We start from the raw sequence: 17,872 nt of genomic DNA on the forward strand, positions 1-17,872 counted from the left end.
CACACCAGGAGTCACCATGAACGTCTCTCGTCTCGCCACCGTCTTCTCCGCCACCTGGGCGCTGTTCATCCTCTACGTCGGGATCAACTACCTGATCGCACCCGAGACCATCGCCCCCGGCATGGGCATGCCGGCCTGGCCGGACGGCGAGGCCACCGCGTTCCTCAACCTCAAGGGCGTACGCGACGCCACCTTCGGCGTGGTGGGCCTGGTCCTGCTGGCCACCAAGCAGCGCTACGCCCTCGGGATCGCCACGCTGGCGGTCGCGCTGGCGCCGCTCGGCGACATGCTCACCGTGTTCCGCTGGGACGGCTCCACCACCACGGCCCTGTTCGTGCACGGCCTGACCGCCGTGTTCGTCGCGCTCACCGGCGCGCTGCTGATCCGGGAGCACCGGACCGCGCGAGCCCCGATCGCCGCCTGACCCAGCGCTTTCCGAACGGCGCCGACCCCAGGGTCGGCGCCGTCGCTGTGTCCTGAGCCACAAACCCGGTGTGCGCGATGATTTCTCGGGCGCGACTCCGTCAAGATCGGTAACCAGCACGAGCAAGGAGAACCCCATGGCAGCCACCAAGCCCCACGGCCCCGCGTCCTACTTCCCCTCCATCGAAGCGAAGTACGGCCGCACCATCGCCGAGTGGAAATCCGCCATGGCCGATACCGACCTGACCACCTTCAAAGACCTCGTCGCCTGGCTCAAGACCGAACACGGCTTCGGTCACGGCCACGCCACCGCCCTCACCCAGCACTACCTCAACCCCGAGAAGTGGGCCTCCTGAGGTTGTTCCGAAGTTACGCCGCCGGGTCCAGCATCGGCAGATCCAGGAGCACTTGGAAGCCGTCGAGTTCGATGGTCATCGGTGCGGCGCTTTCGCCTACCCGCTCGTATTCACCATCCACCAGTAGGTATGCGGTGAGACTGAGCGGTGCCTCCGGATCGATCAGCCAGTAATGGCGGATACCAGCCTCGGCGTACTCGAAGTATTTGGTGACGCGATCGGCACGCTTGGTACCTTTCGAGAAGATCTCGACCGCGACGAGGACATCGGCGGGGTCGAAACGAGCCGGATTGTCCCGGAACACTTCTGCGCGAACCACCACGAGGTCGGGCACTCGAACCGTAGCCGGCGATCGCCGATCGACGACAACCTCGCATTCCGGAACGACGACCCATGCATCGTTGAGCTGCGCGTCCAACTGCCCGAAAAGCCTCCCACCGACTCGCTGATGGTGCGGCTTCGGTTTCGGTGACACAACAAGCACCCCCTCGACAAGCTCGTAGTGACGGCTGTTGTCTTCGGGCAGTGCGTCCCACTCTTCGAGGCTGAGCAGATGATCGGGTGAATGCACGGTAGTCACCATTCCTCCTCCCCACTGGTTCCAGGACCGGCTTGAGTCTCCCACGAGACAAGTGCCTGAGAGCGAAAGCGTATAGCCCAAAGCTGCGGCTTAGGCCACCCTGCCGGAAGTGGTCCGGTATGCCCGGAAAACCAGGAAGGGCCCGCGGGATTCGCGGGCCCTTCGTGGTTGGGGCACCGGGGGCCGGTAGAGCGGCCGGTCCTCGGTGCTGCCCTGTCGCCCCGGCTTATGGCCAGGGCGTCAGGGCCGGGTCAAGCCGGTTGCAGGGATTTTTCGGGTGCACCCGGCTTGGGGTCTTCGGGGGTCTCGTCGGCGGGGCCGTGGTCGTCGACCATGGTCTGCTCGTCGAACGGGATCTCCTTGTTCAGCACCGCTTGGACGCGGGCGGGGTCGATGGTCTTGGTCCAGGTGCCGACGAGCACGGTGGCGACGGCGTTGCCGGAGAAGTTGGTGACGGCGCGGGCCTCGGACATGAAGCGGTCGATGCCGACGATCAGGCCGACGCCGTCGAGCAGTTCGGGGCGATGGCTCTGCAGGCCGCCGGCCAGCGTCGCCAGGCCAGCGCCGGTCACGCCGGCCGCACCCTTGGAGGCCACGATCATGAAGACCAGCAGGCCGATCTGCTCACCGATGCTCAGCGGCTTGCCCATCGCGTCGGCGATGAAGATCGAGGCCATCGTCAGGTAGATGGCGGTGCCGTCGAGATTGAACGAATACCCGGTCGGCACAACGACACCCACGGTCGTCTTCTCCACGCCCAGGTGCTCCATCTTCGCGATCAGGCGCGGCAGCGCCGACTCCGAGGACGAGGTGCCCACGATCAGCATGTATTCGCGCGCCAGGTAACGCACCAGCTTGAAGATCGAGACCTTGGAGACCACCCGGATCAGCACGCCGAGCACACCGAACACGAACACCAGGCAGGTCAGGTAGAACGCGAGCATCAGCGTCGCCAGCTGCACCACCGCGGACCAGCCGGTCTTGCCGACCACGGTCGCGATCGCGCCGAAGGCGCCGATCGGGGCCAGCCACAGAATCATCACCAGAACCCGGAACACCAGCTTCTGCATGGCCGCGATGCCGCGCAGGATCGGCTCGCCGGTCTTGCCCATGGCCTGCAGCGCGAACCCGACCAGCAGCGCCACGAACAACGCCTGCAGCACGGAACCGGAGGTCAGCGACGACACCAGCGTGGTCGGCACGATGCCCTGGATGAACTCCCAGGTCCCGCCCGCGGCGTGCGCCTGATCGGCGTACTTGGCGCCCTGGCTGGCGGCCGCCTTGCTGATGTTGAGGCCGTCACCGGGCTCGAGCAGGTTGCCGACCAGCAGGCCGATGCCGAGCGCGGCGGTCGACATGACGAGGAAGTAGCCGAAGGCCAGGCCGCCGACCTTGCCGACGGTGGCCGCGGCGCGCACCGAACCGATACCGAGCACGATCGTGCAGAAGATCACCGGCGCGATCATCATCTTGATCAGATTGACGAAGATCTTGCCCAGCGGCTCCAGAGAGACCGCGAAATCCGGGGCCACCTTGCCGACGATGACGCCCGCGACAACCGCCGCCAGAACACCTAGATATAGCCAGTGGGTGCGGTCGCGCTTGGGCGCGGTCGTCCCCTGTTGAGTTGTGTCGCTCATGGCGAGGATTGCCTTCCGAAGGTACCGGCGTGAACGGGTCTGTGGACCCACGTGCAAAATGATGGCGACCCGCGTGACCTGGGTCACGGTTTATTGCATAACGTTCAGCTCGTGCGTTCGGAGGTCGGCTGATGAGAAATGGCCGGCTATCCCTCGCCGGGCAGGCATTCGTGCTGCAACTGGTGGTGCTCGCGCTGCTGATCGGGATCGGCGCGGTGCTCGCCGTCCTGGACGCCCGGCACACCAGCGACCTGACCACCGAGCAGGAGGTCGTCGACGTCGCGGCGACCCTGGCGCAGGTCCCCTCGACCGCCGACGCGGTCCGCTCCCCCGACCCCACCGGACGGCTGCAACCGGTGACCGAGGCCGTGCGCCGCCAGACCGGCATGGACTTCATCGTCGTGATGGCGCCGGACCGCACCCGGTTCACCCACACCAATCCTCAGCAGATCGGCCTGCCGTTCAGCGGCAACATCGATCGCGCGCTGGCCGGGGAGACGTTCACCGAGACCTTCACCGGCACCCTGGGTCCGTCGATCCGCGCGGTCACCCCCGTCCGGGACGAATCCGGCCGGATCATCGCGCTGGTGTCGGCCGGGGTGACCCGGGCCCGGATCAGCGACGAGGTGGGCAATCAGCTGCCGAAGATCATCGGGGTGGCCGTGGCCGGGCTGCTGGTCGCGGCGGCCGGGTCGTTCCTGCTGAGCCGCCGGCTGCGCCGCCAGACCCACGGGCTCGCGCCCGACGAACTGCGCGTGATGTACGAGCAGCACGACGCGGTCCTGCACTCCATCCACGAGGGGCTGGTGGTGTTCGGCGACGGCGAAGCCGCCGAGGTGGTCAACGACGAGGCCCGCCGCCTGCTCGACCTGCCCGACGGGCCGGTGCGGCGCACGGATCTGCCGGTCTCGATGCAGCGCATGAGCCGGGACGTGGTGCGCGACGAGATGCACGTCACCGGCGACCGGATCCTGCTCGTCAACCAGGACATCGTGCAGTCCGGGCGGCGGCCGCTCGGCACCGTCATGACCATCCGCGACCACACCGAATTGCGCACGGTCATGGGCGAACTCGACTCCGTGCGCGGCTTCGCCGAGTCGCTGCGCGCGCAGGCGCACGAGTCGGCGAACCGGCTGCACACGGTGGTCACCATGGTGGAACTCGGCAAGCACGACGAAGCCGTGCAGTTCGCCACCGCCGAACTCGAACTCTCGCAGAATCTGATCGATCGCCTGCTCTCCGACGTCGGCGACGCGGCCTTGGCCGCGCTGCTGCTGGGCAAGGTGAACCAGGCCGCCGAACGCGGTGTCGAACTCACCATCTCCGAGGACACCGCGCTGGACTCGACGGCACCGCTGTCCGCGCACGAGGCGGTCACCCTGGTCGGCAATCTCATCGACAACGCCATCGACGCCGCCGCCACCGGCGACGTGAAGGGACCGGATGGGGCCGGCGGCTGGGTGGAAGTGACTGTCCGGCACCAGGATCGCGCCGCCGGGGATGACGCGGCGGCCCGGGAACGTTCCGCACTATTGGTGCGGGTCGCCGACAGCGGGCCCGGCATGTCGCCGGAGGCCTTCGCGCGGGCCTCCGAACGCGGTTATACGACCAAATCCGATCACCATGGCCTCGGTCTGGCGCTGGTGCACCGGCTGGTCGGACGTCACGACGGTGTCATCGGCACCGAGCGGGACCCGGAAAGTGCGGTGACCGTGGCAATCCCACGGGACACCGCGAATATCGAAGGTAGACAGGAACAGTCGTGATCCGAGTGCTCATCGTCGAGGACGAACCCTTGATCGCCGAGGCGCACCGCGCCTATGTGGCCCGCATCGAGGGTTTCACCCCGGTCGGCATCGCACACACCGGGCGGGACGCCATGCGCGCCGCCGCCGAGGCCGCCGCCGAGGGAACACCGATCGATCTGGTGCTCATGGACATCGGGCTGCCCGACACCAGCGGCCTGGAGGTCGCCGCCGCGCTCTCCGGGCTTGCGCCGCGGCCCGACGTCATCGCCATCACCTCGGCGCGCGATCTCACCATGGTGCGCACCGCGGTCTCGCACGGCGTCGTGCTCTATCTGCTCAAGCCCTTCACCTTCGCCGCGTTCCGGGAGAAGCTCGAGCGCTACCGCGAATTCCGGTCCGCGCTGCCCGCGGGCGAATCCGCGATCACCCAGCACGACATCGACCGCGCCCTGGCCGCGCTGCGCACCACCGACCAGCGTGCCAGCGCCCCCAAAGGCGTTGCGCCGCAAACCCTGGAGGAGATCTCGCGCGTAGTGCGCGCGGCCGCCGACGGCATGACCGCCGCCGACACCGCCACCTCCATCGGCGTCTCCCGCATCACCGCCTGGCGCTACCTGGAGAAACTCGCCGACGACGGACTCGTGCTGCGCCGCTCCGACTACGGTCGCGCCGGCCGCCCCAAAACCCGCTACCTCTGGAAGAGCTGATCGGAGTTCTACGGCAACAACGCGAACGCCGCGCAGTGCTGCGGTTTGATCACCCGGAAATGCGCCAGATCCAATGTCGCGACCTCGGTTACGCCGAGACGCTCGGCCACCGCGACGACCGAGGCGTCTACCGAACCGAGGGGCAGATCGGCGTATTGAATCACCAACTGCCGCACGCGCACCAAGTCAGCGCGGGTCAGGGCTTCGAGTTCGATTTCGCCGTCGATCAAGGCGGTCAGGAACAGAGCTTCGGCGTGGGTTCCGCTGCGCTTCTCCAAGAGGTAGCTCACCTCGGTGAGCACCGGCGCGGGGACGACGAGCGGCCCCGCGGCGGTCTCCAGCAGTTTCGCGCATTCGCTGTGCCGGTTGTCGCGCTTGTTGATCGCGGCGACGATCGGACCTGTGTCCAGCACGATCATTCAGTGCCGCCAAGGCCCCTTCGCACCAGCTCGGCCGATCGCTCGGCTAGCTCGGGTTCGGCGTCGAGGGCTCCGATGAAACCCAGCGATCGCCGACGCGGTCGAGCGGCGTCCGCTGCCTCGCCCGGCGCGTGGCCGGCGTCGTCGCAGAGGGCACGGGCAACTTCGCCCAGCTCGGGATCGTCGTTGACCAGGAGCCGCAATCGCCGCACCTGAGTCGACGACAGGCTGTCCACAAAGCGGTGCACTGCTTCGTACTCGTTGCGTGCGGCTGTCATAGCCCGAGTCTACTGAGTTCGGGTCAGACGTCGGTGGAGAAGCGGATGCCGCCGTCGGGGATCTCCACCCCGGGCCAGATGCGGGCGCCGCGCAGGAGTTCGCAGCGGGCGCCGACGTTGGCGCCGTCGCCGATGACGCCGTCGCGGACCAGGGCGCGGGGGCCGATGCGGGCGCCGAAGCCGATGATGGAGCGCTCGACGGTGGCCCCGGCCTCGATGACCGCGCCGTCGAAGATGACGGCGCCGTCCAGGCGGGCGCCGGCGCCGATCTCGGCACCGCGGCCGACGACGGTGCCGCCGATGAGCAGTGCGCCGGGCGCCACGCCCGCGCCCGGATGCACCAGGGATTCACCGCGCTGGCCCGGCAGGGCCGGGGAGGGTGCGATGCCGCGGACCAGGTCGGCGGAGCCGCGCACGAAATCCTCGGGGGTGCCCATGTCCCGCCAGTAGGCCGAGTCGACGTGCCCCTGCACCCGCGCGCCCTCGGTGAGCAGCGCGGGGAACACCTCGCGCTCCACCGAGACCGGGCGGCCGGGCGGGATCTTCTCGATGTATTCGCGGCGGAAGACGTAGCAGCCCGCGTTGATCTGGTCGGTCGGCGGATCCTGGGTCTTCTCCAGGAACGCGGTGACGCGGCCGTTCTCGTCGGTGGGCACGCAGCCGAACGCGCGCGGATCGCTGACCCGGACCAGGTGCAGGGTGACGTCGGCGTTGCTCTTCTCGTGGGTGTCGAGCACGGCCCCGAGATCGGTGCCGCCGAGCACGTCACCGTTGAACACCATGACGTTGTCGGCGCGCAGCTTCGGCAGCACGTTGCGGATGCCGCCGCCGGTGCCCAGCGGCTCGGTCTCGGTGACGTACTCCAGTTCCAGGCCGAGCTCCGCGCCGTCGCCGAAGTGCTCCTCGAACACCTCCGCTTTGAACGAGGTGCCGAGCACGACGTGGGTGATCCCGGCCTCGGCGATACGCGCCAGCAGATGGGTGAGGAACGGCAGACCGGCGGTCGGCAACATCGGCTTGGGCGCCGAGAGGGTGAGCGGACGCAGCCGCGTGCCCTGGCCGCCGACCAGGATCACCGCGTCGGTGCTGCCTGCGTTTCCCATCGAGTTCCCCTGTTCATCGTTCCGCCAGGGCATATGCCTGAACCAGGCTAGCTTGCTGTGCGGCTACTGAGCTGCTTCGCGCGCCTGCTGGCGCAGCGCCGATCGAACCGCAATCCGCTCGCGGATGGCAAGTCCGGCCTTGAGGGCCAGGCGCAGCGGGGCCTGCCACCAGTGCGGATGCCGGTCGGCCTGGAAGCGGTAGGCACTGGCGTGGTGCGCGGGCAGCATGAGTTCGGGGAGCTTGCCGGCGGCGTGGCCCTTGGCGTGGGTGACCTCCGCGGTCGGCACGAACACGTTGTGCCAGCCGGCCTTGCCCATGCGATCGCCGAAGTCGACGTCCTCCATGTACATGAAGTAGCGGGAGTCGAAGCCGTCGATGGAGTCGAAGGCTTTGCGGCGCACCAGCAGGCACGAGCCGGACAGCCAGCCGACGGTGCGCTCGGCGATCTGCTCGTTGTCGCGGCGGTAGCGCTGCGTCCACGGGTTGCCCGGCCAGACCGAGCCGAGGATGGCGTGGCCGGCGCCGTCGAGCAGGCCGGGCACCGACCGGGCCGACGGGTAGACGCTGCCGTCGGGTTCACGCACCAGCGGGCCCAGCGCGCCCGCGCGCGGCCAGCGCTTGGCGGCGGTGAGCAGCTGGTCGATGGAGTCGGTGCCCCACCGGATGTCCGGGTTGGCGATGACGATGAATTCGATGTCGGGGTCGATCTCGGCGACCGCGCGGTTGATCGCGCCGCCGTAGCCGATGTTGCCGCCGGTGCGCAGCAGGCGCACGTGCGCGTTGGCCTCGGCGGCCAGTTCGGGTGTCCCGTCGGTCGAGCCGTTGTCGGCCAGGATCACCTGCGGTTTCTCGCCGGTGGCGGTGGCCAGGGTGGAGATGAAGTGCTCGAGGTGTTCGCCGGGTGAATAGGTCACCGTGACGACGGCCAGGCCCCCCGGGGCCAACGAATCGGACGCGGTCATGTTGTCGGTTCCCTCGCTGCGCTCGCTCACAGGCCCGAAGCCTAGTCGCCGACCCGCGACCGCGCGCCCCCGAGTCCAGGGGGATACCGGGGTGGTCGGCGAATCGCCTACGTGGCGTGGATCTTTCGCTGGACGGCGGCGTGCAGGGCGGACCGCCAGGGGCGCAGCGGGGTGAGCCCGGCGGCGGTCCAGGAGCGCGTGGACAGCACCGAATAGGGCGGGCGCGGTGCGGGTCTCGGGAAGGCCGCCGAGGTGCACGGCCGGACCCGTTCCGGGTCCGCTCCGACCTCCTCGAAGACCGCCCGGGCCAGGTCGAACCAGGTGGCCTCGCCGGAGTTCGCGGCGTGCAGCAGGCGGGGGGCGTCGGGCCGGGCGGCGAGTTCGAGCAGGCCCGCGGCGAGGTCGGCGGCGTAGGTGGGCGAACCGAGCTGGTCGCGGACCACGTCGACGGTGTCGCGCTCGCGTTCCAGCCGGCGCATGGTGCCCACGAAATCTCCTGTGCCGCCGGCGTATACCCACGCGGTGCGCACGATGTGGGCGGCGGCGCCGGACGCCAGGATCGCCTGCTCCCCCGCCAGTTTGCTGCGGCCGTAAACCGTTGCGGGTGCGGTCGTATCGCCCGTGTCGTAGGGCCGATCGTGGGTACCACCGAAAACATAGTCGGTGGAGAGATGGATGAGCCGGGCCCGGGCCCGTGCGCAGGCGGCGGCGAGGACGGCGGGCCCGGTCGCGTTGGCGGCGAAGGCGGCGTCGGGGTCGGATTCGGCGGCGTCGACGGCGGTGTAGGCGGCGCAGTTGAGCACCACGGTGTCCGGGGTGAGCACGGCCGCGACCGCGGCGGCGTCGGTGATGTCGAGGTCGGTGCGGCCGTAGGCGCGCGCGCCGGGCGCCAGGCGCAGCAGCTCGCGGCCGACTTGACCGCGCGCGCCGGTCACGACGAGGTGAGCAAAAGGTGCGGGCACGGTGTGCAGTCTGGCACGCCGTGATACCCGCAGGTGCGCTCCGGTGCGGTAGCCGCCGGTTAGCCTTGAGCCCCAAGTGGTCCGGGGACAGGCGTTCGGGTGGTTGCGGGGGCAGCAAGAACCAGGCATCGGGTCGGTTGGAAGGACGCTGAGAGTGACAGCAGAAAGATCGGCGGGCAGAGGCCGCATGCTGGTCGCGGGCGTGGCCGCGGCCGTGCTGGTGCTGACCGGATTCGCCTGGCACAGCATGGATTCGCTGGTCTCGGGCATCGAACGGATCAGCGACCTCGGGCTGGGCGGCCAGCGCGACGGCGCCACCGACATCCTGCTGGTCGGCGTGGACAGCCGCACCGACGCGCACGGCAATCCGCTGAGCGACGAGGAACGCGCCATGCTGCACGCCGGCGACGAGGTCGGCATGAACACCGACACGATCATGCTGGTGCGGGTCCCCAACGACGGCCGCTCCGCCACCGCCATCTCCATCCCCCGCGACAGCTACGTGGACGTGCCCGGCATCGGGCCCAGCAAGATCAACTCCGCCTACGGCGCCACCAAGCTGGCCACGCACGAGAAACTGCTGGCGCAGGGCCTCTCGCAATCCGCGGCCGAGACCCAGTCCGTGCAGGCCGGGCGGCAGGCGCTGATCAAGTCCGTCGGCGCGCTCACCGGCCTCACCGTCGACCACTACGCGGAGATCAGTTTCCTCGGCTTCGTGCTGCTCACCGACGCCGTCGGCGGCGTGGACGTATGCCTGAACGCGCCGGTGGACGAATGGATGTCGGGCGCGGATTTCCGCGCCGGGGAGCAGCGGCTCGACGGCGCGCAGGCGCTGAGTTTCGTGCGCCAGCGCCATAACCTGCCGCGCGGCGACATCGACCGGATCGTGCGCCAGCAGGTGTTCCTGGCCCAGTTGACCACTCAGATGCTCAGCGCGAAGACGCTCAGCAACCCCATCCGGCTGCAAGAGCTCAGCGAGGCGGTCGGCCGCACGGTGGTGCTGGACGGCAGCTGGGACGTGCTCGCGTTCCTGAAGCAGCTGAAGGACCTGTCGGGCGGGCACGTGCGCTTCGAGACCATCCCGGTCGCCGACCTGAACGGCATGACCAACAACGGCGAATCCGTGGTCCGGGTGGAGCCGAAGATGGTGAAGGCGTTCGTGTCCTCGCTGGTCGACGGCAAGACCGACGAGCCCGAGGACATCGGGTTCGATCCGGCCACGGTGACGGTGAACGTGCTCAACGCCGGCGGCGTGGGCGGCTTGGCCGCCAAGGTGTCCCAGGCGCTGGCCATGAAGGGCTACCAGCCCGGGCAGGTCGGCAATTACAACGGCGGCAGCGTGATCAGCACCCGGGTACTGGCGGCGAGTTCGTCGAACCCGAAGGCCAAGGAGGTGGCGCGGGCCCTCGGCGGGCTCACGGTGGTGGCCGATCCGATGATGTCGCCGGAAGCGATCAGCGTGGTGCTGGCGAGCGACTATTCTGGTCCGGGCTCATCCGCGAACTCCATGTTCGATTTCACCGGCTCGTCCTCGACGTCGGCGACGCCGGTGCCACCCGCCCCACCGATCTCCGCAGGCCAGAACGGACCGAAATGCGTGAACTGAACAATGCGTGAGCACACGACCCTCACCGAGTTGGTGCTCGATCCGATCCTCGCGCGCGAACCCGCCGCGCCCCGCGTGACCTACTACGACGACGCCACCGGCGCCCGGATCGAACTGTCGGGCCTGACCCTGGCGAACTGGGCGGCCAAGACCGCCAACCTGATTCGCGACGAATTCGGCCTGACCCCGGGCGCCCGGGTGGCCGTGCTGCTCCCGGCGCACTGGCAGACGGCGGCGGTGCTGCTCGGTTGCTGGTGGGCGGGCGCGGAGGTGGTGCTGCATCCGGACCCCGACGCCGAACTCGCCCTGGTGACGGCGGCGCGGCTGCCCGAGACGGACGAGATCGCCGAGGTCGCGGCGCTGTCGCTGGATCCGCTCGGCGCGCCGGTGCGCGACCTGCCGCTGGGCGTCACCGATTTCGCCACGCACGTGCGGGTGCACGGCGATCAGTTCATGCCGCGCGGCGCGGGTGTCGCGCTGGACGGCATGCCGGTCGCCGAGGTGTTCGCCGAGGCCAAGCGTTCAGCCATGCGCCAGGGGTTCGGCGAGGGCGACCGGGTGCTGTCGAGCACGCCGTGGGACACCGCGGCGGAGCTGATCGAGGGCTTCGTGGCGGTGCTGGCGGCGGGCGCGTCGCTGGTGCAGGTCGTGAATCCGGATCCGGCCGCGCAGGATCGGCGGATCACCTCGGAACGGGTCACCGCGCAGCGCTGACGGCGGCGGTAAAGCCTCCTACCCAGGTATAGGTCAATCGTCCAACCCGAGAACGTTCTCACGCCCGGCGACGATCCGTACGGTGGAGCTATCCACAACGACGAGGTTGGTGAGCGATGAAGCCGCAGTATTGGTTCCGATGGTTCTCGGTGCAGGGCCTGCCACGGCTGGTGCTCCGCAGTCAGGCCCGGCGCGGGCATCCGTTCGCGCAGCTGATGGGTGGTCGCCAGGGCTTCACCGACCCGTACCCGCTGATCGAGCAGTTGCGCGCGCAGGGCCGGCTGGTGAAGACCCCGATCGCCTGGGCCAGCGCCGATCACGAGCTGGTCCGGACCATTCTGCGGGACAACCGGTTCGGGGTGCGCGCCAACAAGAACCTCGATCTGCCCGGCCCGCTGGTGCGGCTGGTGGAGCGCTTCCCGCTGCCGCCCAACCCGGTCGAGCCCCCGTCCATGCTCGTGATCGATCCACCCGAGCACACCAGGATGCGCCGCCCGGTCGCGGCGGCGTTCACCCCGCGCGCCGTCGCCCGGCTGCGCGACCGCGTGGAATCGGTGACCGAGGAACTGCTCGAGGAGCTGCCCTCGGGCGGCTCCGCCGACCTGATCACCGCCTTCGCCGCCCAGGTGCCGATCGCGATCATCTCCGAGATGCTCGGCTTCCCGCGCGAAGACAAGCAGATGTTCCTGAACTGGGGCGACGCCGCCACCCCGCTGCTGGACATCGGCATCTCGCGCCGCGCGCACCGCACCGCGCTGGACGCCATGGAGGTGATGAACGACTACCTCGACGGGCACATCGAACGGCTGCGCCGCGAGCCCGGGGAGAACATCCTCTCCAGCCTCGTCACCGCCGGCGAGCTCGACACCTACGGCCTCAAGGCCACCGCCAGCCTGCTCATGGGCGCAGGCTTCGAGACCACCGTCAACCTGATCGGAAACGGTGTGGTGCAACTGCTCTCGCACCCCGACCAGCTCGAGCGGCTGCGCGCCGAACCGGAGCTGTGGCCGAACGCCGTGGAGGAGGTGCTGCGCATCGACGCCCCCGTGCAGACCACCGCCCGCTCCGCGCTGGAGGATGTCGAGATCGCCGGAATCCCGCTGCGCAAGGGCAACACGGTGGTGGTCTCGCTCGCGGGCGCGAACCGCGACCCGAAGGTGTTCGAGGACCCGGCCCGCTTCGACGTCGGGCGCGCGAATGCCAAGGACCATCTGACCTTCAGCAGCGGCGTGCACGTCTGCCTGGGCGCCAGCCTGGCCCGCATGGAGGCCACCTACGCGCTGCGGGCCCTGTTCGAGCGGTTCCCCGATATGCGGCTGGCCGGTACGCCGCGCCGCCGCGAGCTGTTCACACTGCACGGTTACGAGCAGCTCCCGGTCCGCCTCGGCCGCAGTGTCCGTGCGCCGCAGGCGACGGTGGTCTGATCTACCGTTGCCCTATGGCACGCGTCGCGATCGAGTACTGCACCCAATGCCGCTGGCTGCTGCGCGCGGGCTGGATGGCGCAGGAACTGCTGAACACCTTCGGCACCGACCTCCGCGAGGTCGCGCTGGTGCCCAGCGAGGGCGGCGTCTTCCGCATCACCGTGGACGACGAGCAGATCTGGGAACGCAAGGCCGACGGCGGGTTCCCCGACATCGCGGTGCTCAAGCAGCGGGTGCGCGATCGCGTCGCGCCCGAGCGCGACCTCGGGCACGCCGACCGCAAGGGCTGACCGCGCATCCGGGCTTGACCTTGACGTAAGTGTCAACGTTGACGATGGTGCCATGACCAACGAAACCGATACCGCCGTCACCGTTCTCGGGCTGGGCCTGATGGGCCGGGCCCTGGCCGCGGCACTGCTGGCCGCCGGGCACACCACCACCGTCTGGAATCGCACGCCCGGCAAGGCCGGCGAGCTGGTGGCCGCGGGCGCCCGTCCGGCCGCCACGGCCGCGGCGGCGGTGCGGGCGAGCGCGCTGACGATCGTCTGCCTCACCGACTACCCGGCCGTGTACGACCTGCTCGACACCGCCGACCTGACCGACCGCACGCTGATCAATCTGACCTCCGGCGACTCCGCCCAGGCCCGCACCGCCGCGCGCTGGGCCGAGCAGCGCGGTGCGCGCTACCTGGATGGCGCGATCATGGCCGTCCCGCCGGTCATCGGCACCGCCGAGGCGGTGCTGCTCTACAGCGGCCCGCGCGCCGATTTCGAGACCCATGAGCCCACGCTGGCCGCGCTCGGCACCGCGAGCCACCTCGGCGACGACCACGGCCTGGCGTCGCTGTACGACGTGGCCGGGCTGGCCATGATGTGGAGCGTGCTGAACGCCTGGTTGCAGGGCACCGCCATGCTGCGCACCGCCGGGGTCGACGCGGCGACCTTCGCCCCCTTCGCCCGGCAGATCGCGGCGGGGGTCGCCGAATGGCTACCGGGCTACGCCGAGCAGATCGATCGCGGCGCCTATCCGGCCGAGGTGTCGGCCCTGGCCACCGACGCCCGGGCGATGGTTCATCTGGTCGAAGAGAGCGAGGCGCTCGGGGTGAACGCCGAACTGCCGAGATTGATCAAGGCGATGGCGGATCGGGCGATCGCCGCGGGGCACGGCGACGAGCAATACCCGGTGCTGATCGAGGAATTCGGCAAGCCGCGCTAGCAGCAGCCGCCACCGCCGCAGCAGCCGCCACCGGTGGCGCGCGGTGCGGGGGCCGCGGCGGGCACGGCGCCGCCGCGGCTCACCGTGCCGAAGGTGGTCAGCAGCTTGACCGTGTCGTCGTGGCCGCTCGGGCAGCCCGCGGGATTCGACGCTTCGGCCATGGGCCGGGTGACCTCGAAAGTGTCACCGCAGGTTCGGCACCGGAAGTTGTAGCTCGGCATCGCGTCAGCGTATCGCCTCGGTGACGCTCCGCGCCGCTCCCGGCCACGTTCACCGACTGGAAGTACCCTCGACGCAGGGATCACGTGTCGCCGACCCCGGTTACCGCTAACTTTCAGCGCATGCGCGGGGTCGCGAGCAGGAGGTGCGGACCATGAGTAAGCGCAGGTCGAGCGAGGTGCGACTATGACCACGCAATCGGAGACCGACACCGCCGAACAGGTCGAGGACGGTCCGGTCGTCCCGACCACCGCGGGCCGGGTACGCGGGCACTGGGACGGGCCGGTCGCGGTCTGGCGGTCCATCCCCTACGCCGCCCCGGTCACCGGCGCGAAACGCTTCCGCCCGCCCACACCCCCGGAACGCTGGGACGGCGTCCGCGACTGCGCGCTGTTCGGCGAGATCGCCCCGCAGACCATGGGCAATATGGTGCCGGTCGACTCGGTGCTGAAGATGGGCGAGGACTGTCTCTGGCTGAACGTGTGGTCGCCGCCGAACAGCGTCGGCGAGCAGGCCGGCGGCGAGCCGCGCCCGGTCATGGTGTGGCTGCACGGCGGCGCGTACTGCCTCGGCACCGCCGCCCAGGCCATCTACGACGGCCGCAAGCTCGCCGAGACCGGCGACGTGGTGGTGGTCGGCGTCAACTACCGCATCGGGGCGCTCGGCTTCCTCGATCTGTCCTCGCTGTTCCACGGTTTCACCCCAAATCTCGGTCTGCACGACCAGATCGCCGCTCTGGAGTGGGTGCGCGACAATATCGCCGCGTTCGGCGGTGATCCGGGCAATGTGACGCTGTTCGGCGAATCCTCGGGCGCCGGCTGCGTGACGGCGCTGATGACTTCGCCGCGCACCAGCGGGCTGTTCCACAAGGCGATCGCGCAGAGCCCGCCCGCGACGACCGTGCTGAGCCAGGAGCGCGCCGCGGGCGTCGCCCAGCGCTATCTGGAACTGCTGGAACTCAGCCCCGCCCAGACCATGGATCTGATCGACCTGCCCATCGACCGGCTGGTGCAGGCGGCCGGGGTGCTGATGGACGAGGTCCCGATGAAGGAACCCGGCCGGCTGGCGGCCGCTCCCGTGGTCGACGGCGATCTGCTGCCGGAGTACCCGATCCATCGGTTCCAGCTCGGCCGCTCGCACCGGATGCCGTTGATGATCGGCACCAACAAGGACGAGGCCTCGCTGTTCCGGCTGTTCAAGTCGCCGATCATGCCGGTCACCCCGGACGCGGTGAACGTCATGCTGCACGACGTCGCCGCCGGTCACCCCGGCATGTCGCCCGAACGCATCGCCGAGATCACCTCGGCCTACCCGGATCTCGCGAAAACCCGTGGTGCGCTGGCGATGTCGACCGACGCGGCGTTCCGGATGCCCGCGCACTGGGTGGCCGACGCGCACGCCCGGCACTCACCCACCTGGACCTACCGGTTCGACTACGCCACCCCGATGCTGCGCGCGGCCCGGGTGGGCGCCGGACACGCCACCGAATTACCTTATGTCTTCGGCAATTTCGGCACCCTGAACCACGATCCGACCTTCTGGCTGGGCGGGCGCAAGGTGGCGGGCGAGGTCTCCGGGCGCACCATGCGCCGCTGGCTGGCCTTCGCCGCGCACAGCGTGCCCGCGGCGCTGGACGGGTCCAAGCACTGGCCGCCCTATCAACCGGCCAGCCGCACCACGCTGCTGATCGACACCATCGATCGGGTGGTGGACAATCCGGACCGCGACCTGCACGCGGCCTGGGGCGATCAGGCGGTCGGGTTCAGCTGACCGGCGTTTCGGCCGGGCGGCCGAGCCGCACCGGCAGCCGCTCGAAGCCGTGCAGCGTGTAGGTGTCGCGCCGCGTCGGTTCTCCGGTCAGGCACAGATCCGGGAAGCGCTCGAACAGCGCCCGCACGGCGTGCACGGCCTCCATGCGGGCCAGGCTCGCCCCCAGGCAGACGTGCACGCCGCTGGAGAAGGACAGGTGATCCTTGGCGTTTTCGCGGGCCACGTCGAAGCGGTGCGGATCCGGGAAGACCGCGGGATCGCGATTGGCCCCGGCCAGGTGAACCAGCACCAGCCGGTTCGCCCGCAGCCTGTGCCCGCCCAGCTCCAGCGGTTCGAGCGCGAGGCGGGCGGTGGACTGCACCGGCGCGTCCAGGCGCAGCGATTCCTCGATCGCGTTGGGCCACAGGTCCGGTTCGGCGCGCAGGCGGGCCAGCTGGTCGGGGTTGCGCAGCAACCGGACCACGCAGTTGCCGATCAGATTGACCGTGGTTTCGAAGCCCGCGGCCATCAGCAGCCCGGCCGTCGCCTTCAGCTCCCGGTCGTCGAGATCGCCGGCGGTGACCAGGCTGGACAGGATGTCCTCGCCGGGCTCGCGGCGCAGCCGGTCCAGGTGCGCGTCGAGGTAGGCGTCCATCCGGTCCTGTGCGGCGAAGCCGAGCCGGAAGCGGCGCCAGTCCAGGCCGAGGTCGAGCAGCGGGGCGATGCGATCGCCCCACTCCAGGAACATCGCCCGGTCGCGCTGGGCGAAGCCCAGGATGTCGGTGATGATCGCGCTGGGCACCTGGGCGGCGTAGGCGGTGACCAGGTCGATCGAGCCGTCGGCGGGGAGCGTGTCGAGCAGTTCGGCTGTCACGCCTTCCACGCGTTCGCGCAGCCGGGCGATGGCGCGCGGGGTGAAGGCCGAGGTGACGGGGCGGCGCATCCGAGTGTGCTCGGGCGGGTCGAGGACCAGCATCGACGGCGGTTCGATCGGGTTGGCCGGCAGCGGGAAGCGGCGTGCCGTCGCGGCGGAGAGCCTGGCGATCCAGTTGGCCGCGTTGCCGGGCGGGACCTTGCCGAAGCGGTTGTCGCGCAGGATGATCCGGCCCAGTTCGTGATCGGCGGTGAAGCGCGCCAGCGGCGTGCGGGCCACCCGGCCCTCGGCGCGCAACCGATCGATCAGCGCGAACGGGTCGGCTGGGCGTTCGGCGCCACCGAGCAGGAGCGCGAACGGATCCCCGGACCGCGCGTATCTGCGCATCGTCAGACGCAGGATCCCCTGCATGGTCAACCAGCGAAACCAATACTGCGGCTTCATATCCCACCCCAATCCATCCGCTGCCACCCTACCCGGATTTCACGGTTCGACAACGCCGTCGAGGTAGACCCAGCTACCGTCCTCGCGGGCGAACCGGCTGACCTCGTGCAGCTGACCGCGCCGGCCCGCGGCGCGGTAGTGGGCGACGAATTCGACGACGCCGGTGTCGTCGAAGGGGCCGCCGCGTTCGGTGCGCACGATCTCCAGGAACAGCCAGCGCTGCTCCGGATCCAGCGCCAGGTTCGCGGGGCGCCGGCTCGAATGCCAGGACCGCCGCAGATAATCCGCGTCGCCGACGGCGAATGCCGTGTAGCGGGACCGCATCAGCGCCTCGGCCGTCGCCGCCTTCCGCTGCCCGGCCAGCACGGGCCCACAGCACTCGCCGAACGGCTCCCCACGCTTGCACGGGCACATCTGCGATTCAGCCATGCCGCGATTGTCCCAGCGC

General features: G+C 69.8%; 20 protein-coding genes. 10 read left to right on the top strand and 10 right to left on the bottom strand.

All coding sequences use genetic code 11. The annotated features are described in order from the left end of the window. Window positions 1–16: 16 nt before the first annotated feature. Window positions 17–424 carry a DUF4267 domain-containing protein gene (locus AB0I43_RS35205; protein ID WP_356975963.1) on the top strand — a complete coding sequence of 136 codons (408 nt, stop codon included), beginning with the start codon at window positions 17–19 and terminating at the stop codon, window positions 422–424. Window positions 425–560: 136 nt separating this feature from the next. Then, window positions 561–779 carry a DUF4287 domain-containing protein gene (locus tag AB0I43_RS35210; RefSeq protein ID WP_356975964.1) on the top strand — a complete coding sequence of 73 codons (219 nt, stop codon included), beginning with the start codon at window positions 561–563 and terminating at the stop codon, window positions 777–779. A 13-nt stretch (window positions 780–792) separates the two neighbouring features. On the opposite strand, the gene AB0I43_RS35215 is transcribed toward AB0I43_RS35210, so the two are convergent. Together AB0I43_RS35215 and AB0I43_RS35220 are read right to left on the bottom strand one after the other, a co-directional pair. Further along, the gene (locus tag AB0I43_RS35215; RefSeq protein WP_357433398.1) at window positions 793–1,362 is read right to left on the bottom strand and encodes a Uma2 family endonuclease; all 570 of its coding nucleotides are present in this window, start codon (window positions 1,360–1,362) and stop codon (window positions 793–795) included. A gap of 248 nt (window positions 1,363–1,610) precedes the next feature. Continuing rightward, a complete protein-coding gene (locus AB0I43_RS35220; RefSeq protein ID WP_356975968.1) occupies window positions 1,611–2,999 on the bottom strand; it encodes a cation:dicarboxylase symporter family transporter in 1,389 nt (462 codons plus the stop codon). A gap of 131 nt (window positions 3,000–3,130) precedes the next feature. On the opposite strand from AB0I43_RS35220, the gene AB0I43_RS35225 reads away from it, so the two are divergent. Then, on the top strand, window positions 3,131–4,765 hold the full coding sequence (locus tag AB0I43_RS35225; protein ID WP_356975969.1) for a sensor histidine kinase: 1,635 nt from the start codon (window positions 3,131–3,133) through the stop codon (window positions 4,763–4,765). Then, window positions 4,762–5,454, top strand: a complete 693-nt coding sequence (locus tag AB0I43_RS35230; RefSeq protein ID WP_356975971.1) for a response regulator — start codon at window positions 4,762–4,764, stop codon at window positions 5,452–5,454. Before AB0I43_RS35225 ends, AB0I43_RS35230 begins: the two co-directional genes overlap by 4 nt. A gap of 8 nt (window positions 5,455–5,462) precedes the next feature. Here the strand turns inward: AB0I43_RS35230 and AB0I43_RS35235 are convergent, their stop codons facing one another. The 5 genes from AB0I43_RS35235 to rfbD all read right to left on the bottom strand — a co-directional run bounded on the left by AB0I43_RS35235 (window position 5,463) and on the right by rfbD (window position 9,179). Beyond that, window positions 5,463–5,873: a PIN domain-containing protein gene (locus AB0I43_RS35235; protein ID WP_356975973.1), complete on the bottom strand. Its 411-nt coding sequence runs from the start codon at window positions 5,871–5,873 to the stop codon at window positions 5,463–5,465. Further along, window positions 5,870–6,151 carry a hypothetical protein gene (locus tag AB0I43_RS35240; protein WP_356975975.1) on the bottom strand — a complete coding sequence of 94 codons (282 nt, stop codon included), beginning with the start codon at window positions 6,149–6,151 and terminating at the stop codon, window positions 5,870–5,872. Before AB0I43_RS35240 ends, AB0I43_RS35235 begins: the two co-directional genes overlap by 4 nt. Before the next feature lie 23 nt (window positions 6,152–6,174). Further along, on the bottom strand, window positions 6,175–7,254 hold the full coding sequence (locus tag AB0I43_RS35245) for an NDP-sugar synthase (protein WP_356975977.1): 1,080 nt from the start codon (window positions 7,252–7,254) through the stop codon (window positions 6,175–6,177). 63 nt (window positions 7,255–7,317) lie between these two features. Next, a complete protein-coding gene (locus tag AB0I43_RS35250) occupies window positions 7,318–8,217 on the bottom strand; it encodes a glycosyltransferase family 2 protein (protein WP_357433446.1) in 900 nt (299 codons plus the stop codon). Window positions 8,218–8,324: 107 nt separating this feature from the next. Continuing rightward, a complete protein-coding gene (gene rfbD, locus AB0I43_RS35255) occupies window positions 8,325–9,179 on the bottom strand; it encodes a dTDP-4-dehydrorhamnose reductase (RefSeq protein ID WP_357433400.1) in 855 nt (284 codons plus the stop codon). A gap of 187 nt (window positions 9,180–9,366) precedes the next feature. On the opposite strand from rfbD, the gene AB0I43_RS35260 reads away from it, so the two are divergent. The 5 genes from AB0I43_RS35260 to AB0I43_RS35280 all read left to right on the top strand — a co-directional run bounded on the left by AB0I43_RS35260 (window position 9,367) and on the right by AB0I43_RS35280 (window position 14,138). Next, on the top strand, window positions 9,367–10,785 hold the full coding sequence (locus AB0I43_RS35260) for an LCP family protein (RefSeq protein WP_356976198.1): 1,419 nt from the start codon (window positions 9,367–9,369) through the stop codon (window positions 10,783–10,785). 3 nt (window positions 10,786–10,788) lie between these two features. Next, window positions 10,789–11,499, top strand: a complete 711-nt coding sequence (locus tag AB0I43_RS35265; RefSeq protein ID WP_356975981.1) for a TIGR03089 family protein — start codon at window positions 10,789–10,791, stop codon at window positions 11,497–11,499. A 116-nt stretch (window positions 11,500–11,615) separates the two neighbouring features. Continuing rightward, complete coding sequence (locus tag AB0I43_RS35270) at window positions 11,616–12,923, top strand: cytochrome P450 (protein ID WP_357433402.1); 1,308 nt, start codon at window positions 11,616–11,618, stop codon at window positions 12,921–12,923. Window positions 12,924–12,937: 14 nt separating this feature from the next. Next, complete coding sequence (locus AB0I43_RS35275; RefSeq protein WP_357433404.1) at window positions 12,938–13,213, top strand: SelT/SelW/SelH family protein; 276 nt, start codon at window positions 12,938–12,940, stop codon at window positions 13,211–13,213. 52 nt (window positions 13,214–13,265) lie between these two features. Then, entirely contained in the window at window positions 13,266–14,138 is an 873-nt protein-coding gene (locus AB0I43_RS35280) for an NAD(P)-binding domain-containing protein (protein ID WP_357433406.1), read from the top strand. Here the strand turns inward: AB0I43_RS35280 and AB0I43_RS35285 are convergent. Continuing rightward, the gene (locus AB0I43_RS35285) at window positions 14,135–14,359 is read right to left on the bottom strand and encodes a zinc ribbon domain-containing protein (RefSeq protein ID WP_357433408.1); all 225 of its coding nucleotides are present in this window, start codon (window positions 14,357–14,359) and stop codon (window positions 14,135–14,137) included. The two genes, AB0I43_RS35280 and AB0I43_RS35285, sit on opposite strands and share 4 nt — an antisense overlap. A gap of 184 nt (window positions 14,360–14,543) precedes the next feature. Here AB0I43_RS35285 and AB0I43_RS35290 point away from each other — a divergent pair, with 184 nt between their 5' ends. Further along, window positions 14,544–16,127, top strand: coding sequence for a carboxylesterase/lipase family protein (locus tag AB0I43_RS35290; RefSeq protein WP_357433410.1), 1,584 nt, complete (start codon window positions 14,544–14,546; stop codon window positions 16,125–16,127). Here AB0I43_RS35290 and AB0I43_RS35295 read toward each other — a convergent pair. Beyond that, window positions 16,120–17,424: a cytochrome P450 gene (locus tag AB0I43_RS35295; RefSeq protein ID WP_357433412.1), complete on the bottom strand. Its 1,305-nt coding sequence runs from the start codon at window positions 17,422–17,424 to the stop codon at window positions 16,120–16,122. The genes AB0I43_RS35290 and AB0I43_RS35295 overlap by 8 nt on opposite strands. 39 nt (window positions 17,425–17,463) lie before the next feature. After that, window positions 17,464–17,853, bottom strand: a complete 390-nt coding sequence (locus tag AB0I43_RS35300) for a YchJ family protein (protein WP_357433414.1) — start codon at window positions 17,851–17,853, stop codon at window positions 17,464–17,466. Window positions 17,854–17,872 lie beyond the last annotated feature (19 nt).

Origin of the sequence: Nocardia sp. NPDC050435 (assembly GCF_040655395.1) — a bacterium.
Lineage (GTDB): Bacteria > Actinomycetota > Actinomycetes > Mycobacteriales > Mycobacteriaceae > Nocardia.